Annotated in this window: 11 protein-coding genes, 2 tRNA genes and 1 pseudogene; 12 read left to right on the top strand and 2 right to left on the bottom strand. The window is 60.4% G+C overall.

Annotated features, from left to right (window positions below):
• Positions 1-159: 159 nt before the first annotated feature.
• From ACIOUG_RS11750 to ACIOUG_RS11720, 7 genes are all read left to right on the top strand, one after another.
• A tRNA-Ala gene (locus tag ACIOUG_RS11750) sits at positions 160-235 on the top strand.
• Between the two features lie 81 nt (positions 236-316).
• Positions 317-392, top strand: a tRNA-Glu gene (locus tag ACIOUG_RS11745).
• Between the two features lie 181 nt (positions 393-573).
• A complete protein-coding gene (locus ACIOUG_RS11740; RefSeq protein ID WP_401065509.1) occupies positions 574-1,113 on the top strand; it encodes a TetR/AcrR family transcriptional regulator in 540 nt (179 codons plus the stop codon).
• Between the two features lie 30 nt (positions 1,114-1,143).
• Positions 1,144-1,977, top strand: a complete 834-nt coding sequence (locus ACIOUG_RS11735) for an alpha/beta fold hydrolase (protein WP_401065507.1) — start codon at positions 1,144-1,146, stop codon at positions 1,975-1,977.
• 46 nt (positions 1,978-2,023) lie between these two features.
• Positions 2,024-2,473, top strand: coding sequence for an acyl-CoA thioesterase (locus ACIOUG_RS11730; RefSeq protein WP_401065505.1), 450 nt, complete (start codon positions 2,024-2,026; stop codon positions 2,471-2,473).
• Positions 2,474-2,635: 162 nt separating this feature from the next.
• Positions 2,636-3,595 (top strand): tRNA dihydrouridine synthase, encoded by a 960-nt coding sequence (locus tag ACIOUG_RS11725; RefSeq protein WP_401065502.1) that lies wholly within the window; start codon positions 2,636-2,638, stop codon positions 3,593-3,595.
• 121 nt (positions 3,596-3,716) lie between these two features.
• Positions 3,717-4,160, top strand: coding sequence for an Hsp20 family protein (locus ACIOUG_RS11720; protein WP_007969230.1), 444 nt, complete (start codon positions 3,717-3,719; stop codon positions 4,158-4,160).
• Positions 4,161-4,208: 48 nt separating this feature from the next.
• Here the strand turns inward: ACIOUG_RS11720 and ACIOUG_RS11715 are convergent, their stop codons facing one another.
• Positions 4,209-7,487, bottom strand: coding sequence for a PAS domain S-box protein (locus ACIOUG_RS11715; RefSeq protein ID WP_401065500.1), 3,279 nt, complete (start codon positions 7,485-7,487; stop codon positions 4,209-4,211).
• A 68-nt stretch (positions 7,488-7,555) separates the two neighbouring features.
• Positions 7,556-8,446: a LysR family transcriptional regulator gene (locus tag ACIOUG_RS11710; RefSeq protein WP_007969232.1), complete on the bottom strand. Its 891-nt coding sequence runs from the start codon at positions 8,444-8,446 to the stop codon at positions 7,556-7,558.
• Positions 8,447-8,587: 141 nt separating this feature from the next.
• Between ACIOUG_RS11710 and leuC the strand changes: the two genes are divergently transcribed.
• From leuC to ACIOUG_RS11685, 5 genes and pseudogenes are all read left to right on the top strand, one after another.
• The gene (leuC, locus tag ACIOUG_RS11705; RefSeq protein WP_401065499.1) at positions 8,588-10,006 is read left to right on the top strand and encodes a 3-isopropylmalate dehydratase large subunit; all 1,419 of its coding nucleotides are present in this window, start codon (positions 8,588-8,590) and stop codon (positions 10,004-10,006) included.
• 11 nt (positions 10,007-10,017) lie between these two features.
• Positions 10,018-10,662, top strand: a complete 645-nt coding sequence (leuD, locus tag ACIOUG_RS11700; protein WP_098964653.1) for a 3-isopropylmalate dehydratase small subunit — start codon at positions 10,018-10,020, stop codon at positions 10,660-10,662.
• A gap of 137 nt (positions 10,663-10,799) precedes the next feature.
• A complete protein-coding gene (locus ACIOUG_RS11695) occupies positions 10,800-11,567 on the top strand; it encodes a class I SAM-dependent methyltransferase (protein WP_401065496.1) in 768 nt (255 codons plus the stop codon).
• Between the two features lie 53 nt (positions 11,568-11,620).
• Positions 11,621-12,703, top strand: a complete 1,083-nt coding sequence (leuB, locus tag ACIOUG_RS11690; RefSeq protein WP_401065494.1) for a 3-isopropylmalate dehydrogenase — start codon at positions 11,621-11,623, stop codon at positions 12,701-12,703.
• A gap of 66 nt (positions 12,704-12,769) precedes the next feature.
• A pseudogene (locus ACIOUG_RS11685) lies at positions 12,770-12,944 on the top strand (hypothetical protein); the annotation flags it as partial.

Genomic DNA, 12,944 nt, shown 5'->3' with positions numbered 1-12,944 from the left:
CAGGTCGCGGTGTGCGTAAACCTCCCGGATTTTCGGGGGGAGGGCGGTAAGTGATTGTAATGCCGACAAAAAATTTTGAAATTTTTCAAAAATAAGTTTGACAGGCTTTCGATACGCCCTTAAGATTCGCCCCGTCCTCAGCGATGACATCAACGATGAGGGGCTATAGCTCAGCTGGGAGAGCGCCTGCATGGCATGCAGGAGGTCAGCGGTTCGATCCCGCTTAGCTCCACCAATTTTACAGTTCAAGGTCTGGCCACACCGGCCTTGAATCAGATCAGATCTCAGCACTGATCAGCTGTATAGAAGGGTTTGTGTCCCCTTCGTCTAGTGGCCTAGGACACCGCCCTTTCACGGCGGTAACAGGGGTTCGAGTCCCCTAGGGGACGCCACGATTACCCGCTCTGCGGGATTTATAAGGGTCATTCAATTATTGAATGGCCCTTTTGTTTGTCTGGCGTTTGGCCAACTCTCCTTTTTCCTTACACTGTGCTTCAGACCAGCGGTCATATCCTCGACTTGCAGAATATTATTATGCGAATAATATTCTAGTCGTAATATTCGGAGGCAACGATGAACGATAAAAAAGCTCAAACCCGCGAACGCATCCTCAAGGCTGCCAGCGCCGCACTGATTCAGCGTGGCCCGGCGGATCCCAGCGTGGGCGAAGTGATGGGCGCTGCCGGCCTGACCGTCGGTGGTTTCTACGCGCACTTCGAAAGCAAGGACGCCATGATGCTCGAGGCGTTCAAGCAACTGCTCGGTCGTCGCCGCGACCTGATCGCCGACATGGACTCCGAGCTGACCGGTGAAGAGCGTCGCGCCCTGGTCGCGGCGTTTTACCTGTCGCGCAAGCATCGGGATTCCAGCGATGCCGCATGTCCGATTCCAGCCTCGATCGGCGAGCTTGGACGTTTGCCGGAATCCTTCCGCCTTGCGCTGAACGAACACCTGGAGCTGATGATTGCGCAGTTGGCGTCCAGCCCCGAAGACACCGACAAAGCGCTGGCCGATGTGGCGTTGATGGTGGGTGGTCTGGCGCTGGCACGCGCGCTGGGCCCGGGCGATTTATCCGATCGATTGCTGCGCGCCGCCAAGTCGGCGGTGCGTTGACCTGAAGGCAGCACGCCTGAGGAAAGAGCGATGAACACGTTGAAGTGGGTTCGTGGCGTTAATGGCACCTTGGGCTGGATTGCACCGCAGCGAGTAGCGAGCAAAATGCGTCGGGCGTTCATGACGCCGCGCATGTTGCCACTGCGCGATTGGGAGTTGCCGCTGCTGGCGAGCGCCGAACGCATCACCCTGCGCTTCGGTTTGTCGGCGCTGCGCTGGGGCCAGGGGCCGGCGGTGTTGTTGATGCACGGCTGGGAAGGGCGACCCACGCAGTTTGCGGCGTTGATCACCGCACTGGTCGAGGCCGGTTACACCGTCGTTGCCCTCGATGGTCCGGCTCATGGTCGCTCACCGGGGCGTGAAGCCAACGTCGTACTGTTCGCCCGCGCCATGCTCGAAGCGGCCGCTGAACTGCCACCTCTTCAAGCCGTCATCGGCCACTCCATGGGCGGCGCCAGTGCCATGCTCGCGGTGCAACTGGGTCTGCGCACCGAAACCCTGGTCAGCATCGCAGCTCCCGCACGAATTCTCGGCGTGCTGCGCGGTTTCGCCCGCTACGTCGGGATGCCACCGCGGGCGCGCTCGGCGTTCATCCGTCAGGTCGAGCAGGACGTCGGCATGCGCGCCGCGACCCTTGATGTCGCGCACTATCAACTGGATATGCCGGGCCTGATCGTGCATGCCGAGGACGACACCTTCGTCTCGGTCAAGGAATCGCAACTGATCCACGAATCATGGTTCGACAGTCGTCTGCTGCGCCTGGAAAGCGGCGGTCACCAGCGCGTGCTGGCCGACCCTCGAGTGGTTGATGGCGTATTATCACTGTTGGCGGGGCGCAGCCTTCAAGCGCGGCAATCGGCCTGACATCCGTTACACTGCCCCGGTTGAATAATCTGACCGGGAGTGGGGCATGGGCTGGGATCGGGCAACGCCGTTCACCATTGATCTGCAAGTAGGCGCCGAGGACATCGACGGGCTGGGCCACGCGAACAACGCGGTGTACGTGACCTGGCTCGAACGCTGCGCCTGGCGTCACTCGCAGCGGCTGGGTCTGGACCTGGTCGAGTACCGGCGCCTGGATCGGGCGATGGCCGTGGTCCGCCATGAAATCGATTATCTGGCAGCCGCTTACGAAGGCGACGAGTTGCAACTGGCGACCTGGATCGTCGATTGGGATCAGCGCCTGAAAATGACCCGACACTTCCAGCTGATCCGCCCGAGCGACAACGCCACTTTGCTGCGTGCCCAGACCACTTTCGTCTGCATCGAACTGTCCACCGGCAAGCCCAAGCGCATGCCGGCGGAATTCATCGAGGGTTATGGCCCAGCCATCCAAAGTCCAGAAACAGCCCAAATCTAACCTGTGGGAGCGGGCTTGCTCGCGAAGGCGGCGGATCAGTTAAATGAATGCTGACTGACACGACGCCTTCGCGAGCAAGCCCGCTCCCACAAGGGATCTGCGGTTTTTCTCGTAATCCAGTAAACTGCCGCACGTTTTTTCTTCCTGAGTAGTGTTTTCCCCATGCAAATTGCCCTGGCGCCCATGGAGGGGTTGGTCGACGACATCCTGCGCGACGTGCTGACCCGCGTTGGCGGCATCGACTGGTGCGTGACCGAGTTCATTCGGATCAACGATCAGTTGCTCACCCCGGCCTACTTCCACAAGTTCGGCCCGGAGCTGCTCAATGGCGCCCGCACCCGTTCCGGCGTGCCTCTGCGCGTGCAATTGTTGGGTTCCGATCCGGTGTGTCTGGCGGAAAACGCGGCGCTGGCCTGCGAGCTCGGCTCGCAAGTGATCGACCTGAACTTTGGCTGCCCGGCCAAGACCGTCAACAAGTCTCGGGGCGGGGCGGTGCTGCTCAAGGAGCCGGAACTGCTCAACTCCATCGTCGAGCACGTGCGTCGCGCCGTGCCGGCACATATTCCGGTCACCGCGAAGATGCGCCTGGGCTTCGACAGCCCGGACGGCTCGCTGGTTTGCGCCACCGCGCTGGCCGAGGGCGGCGCCGAGCACATCGTGGTGCATGCCCGGACCAAGGTCGATGGCTACAAGCCGCCGGCGCATTGGGAGTGGATTCCGCGCGTGCAGGACGTGGTCAAGGTGCCGGTGTTCGCCAACGGCGATATCTGGAGCGTCGAAGACTGGCGCCGCTGCCGCGAAATCAGCGGCGTCGAAGACATCATGCTCGGTCGCGGTCTGGTCTCGCGCCCGGATCTGGCTCGGCAGATCGCTGCCGCGCGCGCCGGTGAAGAAGTGGTCGAAATGAGCTGGGCCGAGCTGCTGCCGCTGATTCAGGACTTCTGGCTGCAAGCCAAGGCGCAGATGACCGCACGCCAATCGCCGGGTCGCTTGAAGCAATGGCTGGCGATGCTGACGCGCAATTATCCCGAGGCTACCGAGCTCTTTACCGTGCTGCGTCGCGAGACCGAACCGGATCAAGTCTCGCGTTTGCTGGGTTTGCCAGTCGCCGAAGCCGCCTGAAAAAAATCTGCAAATAATCTCTTGAAATCATTTTGGCGGTCCCTATCTAAGGGTTACGCGATGCCGAATTCGGGTCGCGGAGTCAAAAAACCTTGCTGATTGTTTTCAGGAGATTTGAACCATGAGTACTGCATTTTCCCTGGCACCACTGTTCCGTTCCTCGGTTGGTTTCGACCGTTTCAACGATCTGTTCGAAACCGCGCTGCGCAACGAGCCAGGCAGCACCTACCCACCCTACAACGTGGAAAAACACGGTGACGATCAATACCGCATCGTCGTAGCGGCAGCCGGTTTCCAGGAAGAAGACCTGGAGCTGCAAGTCGAGAAGGGTGTGCTGACCATCAGTGGCGGCAAGCGTGATGCCAACGAAGGCGTGACCTTCCTGCATCAAGGCATTGCCCAGCGTGCTTTCAAGCTGTCCTTCCGCCTGGCCGATCACATTGAGATCAAGGCCGCCGATCTGAGCAACGGTCTGCTGAGCATCGACCTGTTGCGGGTGATCCCGGAAGAGGCGAAAGCCAAGCGCATTCCGATCAACGGGGCGCAAAAGCCGGTTCTGCAATAAGACCGAGCAAGAAAAAAGGGCGCCACTGGCGCCCTTTTTTTGTGCCCGTCATTCGAGCATCTTTTTCAACTCATCCAGTGCCACCGGCCGACTGTGCAGGTAACCCTGATACAAATGGCAGCCGAGCCCTTGCAGGAACGCCAGTTGTTCCGGCGTCTCGACGCCTTCGGCAATCACCTCCAGTTCCAGGCTGCGGGCCATGGCGACGATGGCGCGGATGATTTCGGCGTCGTTGGGGTCGGTGGTCGCGTCGCGGATGAACGACTGGTCGATTTTCAGGGTGTCCACCGGCAGGCGTTTGAGGTAGGTCAGTGATGAATAGCCAGTGCCGAAATCGTCCATGGCGAAGCTCACGCCGAGTTTTTTCAGGCGACGCATCTTGATGATGGTGTCATCCAGGTTCTGGATGACGATGCCTTCGGTGATCTCCAGTTTCAGCAGCGAGCAGGGCAGGCCGTGGCTGATCATGCTGTGTTCGATGCGTTCGACGAAGTCGTTCTGGCGGAATTGTCGTGGGCTGATGTTCACGCACAGGCTGAAGTTGAGCGGGTCGACCAGCTTCAACGCGATCAACTGTTTGAACGCTTCGCAGGCCTCGTCGAGGATCCAGGTGCCGACTTCCAGAATCAGGCCGCTGTCTTCCAGCACCTTGATGAATTCGGTGGGCGATTGTGCGCCGAGTTCCGGGTGATTCCAGCGCACCAGGGCTTCGGCGCCGATGATGCGGTTGTCCCGCGCGTCGACCTGCGGCTGGTAATGCACGTTGAATTCGCCACGGGACAGCGCCAGACGCAGGTCGGTCTCCATGCGCAGCCGTTCGCTGGCCGCTTTTTGCATGGTGTTGTGGTACATCTGCGTGGTGTTGCGCCCGGAGTCCTTGGCCCGGTACAGGGCAATATCGGCGCGCTTGAGCAGGTCGGTCGGGGTCGAGCCGTGATCGGGAATCAGCGCCACACCGATGCTCGGCGTCACTTGCAGGCGCTGGCCGTCGAGGAACATCGGCTCCGAGAGCAATTCGCGAATGGTGTCGGCCAGTTCCCGCACTTGGGCGCTGACCTCGTTGCGCGTGCCTTCGAGGCCACTGAGCAGCACCACGAATTCATCGCCGCCGAGACGCGCGACCGTATCTTCCATGCGCACACTGGCTTCGAGCCGTGCGGTGATGATTTTCAGCACGGTGTCGCCGACCGGGTGGCCCAGCGAGTCGTTGATGTGCTTGAAGTGGTCAAGGTCGAGGAACAGCAGCGCGCCGCGCAGATTGTGACGCTTGAGCAGGGCGATCTGCTGGCTCAGGCGATCCATCAGCAAGGCGCGGTTAGGCAGGTTGGTCAGCGGGTCGTGATAGGCCAGGTGGCGGATCTGCGCTTCGGCGTTTTTCAGCAGACTGACATCTCGCGCCGTCAGCAGCAGGCACGCGGTTTCGTTGAGGGTGATCGGTTCGATCGACACCTCCACCGTCAGCAACTCACCACGCTTGTTGCGCCCGAGCATTTCCTGATGATGTACGCGGCCCTTGATCTGCAGTTCGGCGAGCAACGCCGAGCGTTGTTTTTCTTCGGCCCAGATGCCGATCTGGTACACGGTCTTGCCCACCACTTCTTCGGCACGATAACCGGTGAGGCGGCAGAAACCGTCGTTGACCTCCAGATAACGCCCGGTATCCCGTTCGGTGATGGTGATCGCATCGGGGCTGGAGTGAAATGCTTTGGCGAATTTCTCTTCGCTGGCCTTGAGCGCAGCCTCGGAGCGCTGCTGTTGGGTGATGTCGCGCAAAGTGGTGACGATGCACGGCTGATTGCCGACGCTGATCTGTCGGCTGGAAATCACACAGGTCAGCGACTGGCCGTCCTTGTGCTGGACGATGATCGCGACATTGCTCAGGCCCTGTTCGCGGATCACCCGCTCGATGCGTTGCAGGCTTTTCGCCGAGGCGTCCCACAGGCCGATGTCTTCGGCAGTGCGCCCGATGACGTCGGCGGCGCTCCAGCCGAAGGTCTGGGTGAAGCTGTTGTTGATTTCGATGAACTCGCCGCTGTCCTGGCGGGTGACGCAGATCGGGTCCGGGCTGACCTGGAACAGTGTGGCGAATTTCTCTTCCGAAGCCACCAGGCGCTGTTCGCGTTCGACCTGATCGGTGATGTCCAGCAAGGTCCCGGCCATGCGCAGCGGCGCGCCGTTTTCGTCGCGATAGAGGCGGGCGCGGCTTTCCAGATAGCGTGAGCTGCCATCCGGCAGTTGCACGCGATAAGTCAGTTGATAGTTGCCGGCCGGGCCTTCACGCAGGCTGCGGTAGGCGTCGCGCATGCTGTCGCGCTCTTCGCCGGGCACACCTTCAAAAAATTCTTCGAACGATTCGTGAAACGGAATCGGCTCCAGCCCGTGCAATTGCGCGGCCCGCGCCGAGCCGTAGAGCATGCCGCTGGGGATGTGCCAATCCCAGGTGCCGAGTTGCGCCGAGTCCAGCGCCAGATCGAGGCGTTCCTGGCTGTCTTTCAAGGCGTGTTCGGCGGCTTTGCGTTCGGTGGTGTCGAGAAACGTGCTGAGCAGATACGGCTGACCTTCGAGTTCGACCTTCTGCGCGCTGAGAATGCCGTCATGAATCTGCCCGTTGCTGGCGCGGAACTGCACTTCCATGCTGATCAATTCGCCCTTGGCCTTGGTCTTTTTCACCAGCTCTGCGCGTTGTTCCGGGTGCACCCATAGGCCCAGTTCCAGTGTGGTGCGACCGATCGCGTCCTGAACCGGCCAGCCGAACAGGCTTTCGAAATACTGGTTGGCTTCGGTGATCAGGCCGTCTTCCTGGCGCGTCAGCAGCACCATGTTCGGACACAGGTGAAACAGTGTGGCGAAACGTTTCTCCGAACTGCTCAGGGCCTGTTCGCGTTGACGCTGGTGGGTGATTTCGCGAATCACCCCGATCATTCGGGGACGGCCGTGTTTGTCCGGCAGCAGACTGCCGCTGATTTCCAGCCAGTGCAGGCTGCCGTCGGGCCAGCGGATGCGGTGATGCATCGCCTGTTCCAGCGGCGCGCCGGCAATCACCGCGTGGAATGCTCTGACGGTTTTCGCCCGGTCTTCGGGCGGCAGCAGGTCGAGGTATTCCAGATCCTGCGGCAGCGGTTGCCGTGGATCAAAGCCAAACAGCGCCTGGGTGCCCCGTGACCAACTGATCTGCCCGCGCTCGATGTCCCAATACCAGGCGCCGAGCCGGGCGCCGTTGAGCGCGGCGAGCAATTGCGGCGCACTCTCCCAGCTCTGCTCGGAACGTCGCGGATCAATGGCCTGAATACGCGGCATCGGCGGAATTCGGTCAACAGATTTCGGCATTGTTAACGGGCCTTGAGCTGATGGTGGCGTTAGGCACAGGGACAGCGGCTCTATAGGAGTAGCACAAGTTAGCCTGGAGTCCCTGGCAGATCGATTTGCGCATCCAGCAAGGCCATGAAAGCCCTTGCCGCATTCGACAGCGTCCGTTCGGTGTGCACGATATAGCCTAGCTGGCGACTGAGCTGTATGCCCGGCAAAGGTATGCGCGCGACCTGTTCATCAAGCATGGTGCGTGGCAGAACACTCCAGGCCAGACCAATGGAGACCATCATCTTGATGGTTTCCAGGTAGTTGGTGCTCATGGCGATGTTCGGCGTCAGCCCTTGGGCTTCGAACAAACGTTGGACAATATGATGAGTAAAGGTGTTGCCTCCGGGAAAAACCGCCGGATGACCGGCAATGTCCGCCAGGCTCACTGCGCCATTGCTGATCAGCGAGTGTTCCGGCGCCACCACGAAATCCAGCGGGTCGTCCCACACTGGTGTGGCTTTGACCAGCGTGTGCGGCTCCGGCGCCAGGGTGATGACTGCCAGTTCCGCACGGCCGTGGAGAATTTCTTCGTAGGCCACTTCCGAATCGAGGAACTGAATATCCAGCGCCACCTGTGGGTAGCGGCGGGTGAATTCCCTTAAGAGCGGCGGCAAACGGTGCAGGCCGATGTGGTGACTGGTGGCCAGGGTCAGCCGGCCGCTGACTTCGCCAGTCAGGTTGGTCAGGGCGCGGCGGGTATCGTCCAGCACGTTGAGAATCTGGTATGCCCGGGGCAGCAGGGCGCGGCCAGCCTCGGTCAGGCCGACTTCACGACCCAGTCGATCGAACAGCCGCACCTTCAATTGTTGCTCGAGTCCGGCGATGCGTTTGCTGATCGCCGGTTGCGTCAGATGCAGGCGTTCCCCGGCGCCGGAGAAGCTGCCGGTCTCGGCGATGGCGATGAAAGCGTTGAGGTTGGCCAGATCCATGGTTCGTATTCCAGTTGGTTATCCAAAGCATAAAAAATATGAATTTGAGTTATTTAATGTAACCCCATAGGATCGGCCTCACAAGCCAAAGGGTTATTGATAAACCCAGGGCATAGAAACAAGCTGATGAGGAACCGTCTGATGGCCAGCAAAACGCTCTACGACAAGCTCTGGGATTCGCATTTGGTCAAGCAGCGCGACGATGGCTCGGCGCTGATCTATATCGATCGTCACATCATCCACGAAGTGACCTCGCCGCAAGCCTTCGAAGGCCTGCGTCTGGCCGGGCGCAAGCCGTGGCGCATCGATGCCAACATCGCGACCCCGGACCACAACGTACCGACCACGCCGGAGCGCAAGGGCGGCATCGAAGCCATTGCCGACCAAGTCTCGCGTTTGCAGGTTCAGACCCTCGATGACAACTGTGATGAGTACGGCATCGTCGAGTTCAAGATGAACGACATCCGTCAGGGCATCGTCCACGTGATCAGCCCGGAGCAGGGCGCAACCTTGCCGGGCATGACCGTGGTCTGCGGTGACTCGCACACCTCGACCCACGGCGCGTTCGGTGCCTTGGCGCACGGGATCGGCACTTCCGAGGTCGAGCACGTGCTCGCCACCCAGTGCCTGGTCGCGAAGAAAATGAAGAACATGCTGGTGCGCGTCGAAGGTCAGTTGCCATTCGGCGTGACTGCCAAGGACATCGTCCTCGCGGTAATCGGCAAGATCGGCACCGCCGGCGGTAACGGCCACGCCATCGAATTCGCCGGCAGCGCGATTCGCGATCTGTCCGTCGAAGGCCGCATGACCATCTGCAACATGTCCATCGAAGCCGGCGCCCGTGTGGGTCTGGTAGCGGCGGATGAAAAGACCGTCGAGTACGTCAAGGGCCGTCCGTTCGCGCCGAAAGGTGCGCAGTGGGATCAGGCGGTTGAAGCCTGGAAAGATCTGGTCTCCGACGCCGATGCCAAGTTCGACACCGTGGTTGAACTCGACGCTGCGCAGATCAAGCCGCAAGTCAGCTGGGGCACCTCCCCGGAAATGGTCCTGGCCGTTGATCAGAACGTGCCGGATCCGGCGAAAGAGATGGATCTGGTCAAGCGCGATTCGATTGTCCGCGCTTTGAAATACATGGGTTTGACTGCCAATCAGGCGATCACCGACATTCAGTTGGATCGCGTATTCATTGGTTCCTGCACCAACTCGCGCATCGAAGACTTGCGCGCTGCCGCCGTGATCGCCAAGGGCCGCAAAGTGGCATCGACCATAAAGCAGGCCATCGTCGTGCCGGGCTCGGGTCTGGTGAAAGCGCAGGCGGAAGCCGAGGGTCTGGACAAGATTTTCCTCGAAGCCGGTTTCGAATGGCGTGAGCCGGGTTGCTCGATGTGCCTGGCGATGAACCCCGACCGCTTGGAGTCCGGTGAGCATTGCGCCTCGACTTCCAACCGTAACTTCGAAGGCCGTCAGGGCGCCGGTGGTCGTACCCACCTCGTGAGCCCGGCCATGGCCGCTGCGGCGGCGGTGAACGGTCGTTTCATCGACGTTCGTGAATTGATTTAAAGGAGCGCAGCATGAAAGCTTTTACCCAGCACACTGGTCTTGTCGCGCCTCTGGATCGTGCCAACGTCGACACCGACCAGATCATTCCCAAGCAATTCTTGAAGTCGATCAAGCGCACCGGTTTCGGCCCGAACCTGTTCGACGAGTGGCGTTACCTGGATGTCGGCCAGCCGTATCAGGACAACTCCAAGCGCCCGTTGAACAAAGACTTCGTGCTCAACGCCGAGCGTTATCAAGGCGCCAGCGTGTTGCTCGCCCGCGAAAACTTCGGTTGCGGCTCCAGCCGTGAGCACGCGCCATGGGCGCTGGAAGAATACGGTTTCCGCAGCATCATCGCGCCGAGCTACGCCGACATCTTCTTCAACAACAGCTTCAAGAACGGCTTGCTGCCGATCATCTTGAGCGACGCTGAAGTCGATGAATTGTTCAAGCAGGTCGAGGCCGAGCCAGGCTATCAATTGCAGATTGATCTGCACGAGCAGACCGTGACCAGCCCGAACGGCAAGGTGTACCGCTTCGAAATCGACGCGTTCCGCAAGCACTGCCTGCTCAATGGTCTGGACGATATTGGTCTGACCTTGCAGGACGGCGATGCGATTGCGGCGTTCGAAGCGAAACATCGTGTGAGCCAGCCGTGGTTGTTTCGCGACGCATGATTGATTCGAGATTGATGTAGTCAGGGCTGACCTCTTCGCGAGCAAGCCCGCTCCCACAGGGGAATGCATTTCAAATGTGGGAGCGGGCTTGCTCGCGAAGGCGGCCGCTCAAACAACACAAATGCCAGGAAATGACTATGACCAGCACCGCCCAGCACACCCAGGTTGTACAAAAGCAATTCGGTGAACAGGCCGCCGCCTACCTGAGCAGCGCCGTTCATGCGCAAGGCACTGAATTCGCGCTGCTACAGGCTGAACTGGCAGGACAGGGCGCGGCCCGGGTGCTGGACCTGGGTTGCGGCGCCGGTCATGTGAGCTTTCATGTGGCGCCACTGGTGAAAGAAGTGGTGGCTTACGACCTGTCGCAGCAAATGCTCGACGTGGTCGCTGCCGCCGCTGTGGATCGCGGTTTTGCCAACATCTCCACGGTCAACGGTGCCGCCGAGCGGCTGCCGTTTGCCGATGGCGAATTCGATTGCGTCTTCAGCCGTTATTCGGCGCACCATTGGAGCGATCTCGGTGTGGCCCTGCGCGAAGTGCGCCGGGTGCTGAAACCGGGCGGTGTGGCAGCGTTCATCGACGTGTTGTCACCGGGCAGCCCGTTGTTCGACACTTACCTGCAAAGCGTTGAAGTGCTGCGCGACACCAGCCATGTGCGCGATTATTCGGCCGGCGAGTGGCTGCGGCAGGTCAGCGAGGCCGGGCTGCATACCCGCAGCACCAGCCGTCAGCGCCTGCGTCTGGAGTACAGCAGTTGGGTCGAGCGCATGCGCACACCTGAAGTGATGCGCGCGGCGATCCGCCAGTTGCAGCAGTCGATGGGCAACGAAGTGCGCGAATATTTTGAGATTGATGCCGATGGCTCGTTCAGTACAGATGTAATCGTATTGATGGCTGAGCGATAAAAAATTGCCGGGCGCGCCCCGAGTGGCGCACCGATTGAAGACACGAGGAAAGCATGAGCAAGCAGATTCTGATTCTCCCAGGTGACGGTATTGGTCCGGAAATCATGGCCGAAGCGGTCAAAGTGCTGGAACTGGCCAACGACAAGTACAGCCTGGGCTTCGAGCTGAGCCATGACGTGATCGGTGGCGCCGCCATCGACAAGCACGGCGTGCCACTGGCCGACGAAACCCTCGACCGTGCCCGTGCTGCCGACGCAGTCCTGCTGGGCGCAGTGGGCGGCCCGAAATGGGACACCATCGAGCGTGACATCCGCCCTGAGCGTGGTCTGCTGAAAATCCGTGCGCAACTGGGCCTGTTCGGCAACTTGCGTCCGGCGATCCTCTACCCGCAACTGGCCGACGCTTCGAGCCTGAAGCCGGAAATCGTTGCCGGTCTGGACATCCTGATCGTGCGTGAGCTGACCGGCGGCATCTACTTCGGCGCGCCACGCGGCACCCGCACCCTGGAAAACGGCGAGCGTCAGTCCTACGACACCCTGCCGTACAGCGAAAGCGAAATCCGCCGCATCGCCCGCGTCGGTTTCGACATGGCCATGGTCCGTGGCAAGAAGCTGTGCTCGGTGGACAAGGCCAACGTGCTGGCGTCCAGCCAACTGTGGCGTGAAGTGGTCGAGCAGGTCGCCAAGGATTACCCTGAAGTCGAACTGAGCCACATGTACGTCGACAACGCCGCCATGCAACTGGTGCGCGCGCCAAAGCAGTTCGACGTGATTGTCACCGACAACATGTTCGGCGACATCCTTTCCGACGAAGCCTCGATGCTCACCGGTTCGATCGGCATGCTGCCGTCGGCCTCGCTGGATTCGAACAACAAGGGCATGTACGAGCCTTGCCACGGTTCGGCGCCGGACATCGCCGGCAAGGGCATTGCCAACCCGCTGGCAACGATTTTGTCGGTGTCGATGATGCTGCGTTACAGCTTCAATCTGCACGCTGCGGCCGATGCCATCGAGAAAGCGGTCAGCGTGGTTCTCGATCAAGGCTTGCGCACCGGCGACATCTATTCGGCCGGTTGCACTAAAGTCGGAACGCAGGAAATGGGTGACGCAGTAGTCGCCGCGCTGCGGAATCTGTAATCTCTCGGGCCCGCTGCGAAATTCAATACAAAGCAGCGGCCCACTTTTCAAGAAGGTGTAGTTGCGATGAAACGTGTAGGTCTGATCGGTTGGCGCGGCATGGTCGGTTCCGTGCTCATGCAGCGGATGCTGGAAGAGCAGGATTTCGATCTTATCGAGCCGGTGTTTTTCACCACTTCCAATGTCGGTGGCCAAGGCCCGCCCGTGGGCACCGACATTGGAAGTGGTGAAAAACACCGGC

The organism is Pseudomonas sp. NPDC087803 (assembly GCF_044742995.1).
Lineage (GTDB): Bacteria > Pseudomonadota > Gammaproteobacteria > Pseudomonadales > Pseudomonadaceae > Aquipseudomonas.
The sequence above is the reverse complement of the archived record's forward strand: the minus strand, read 5'-3'. Positions and strand labels throughout refer to the sequence as shown.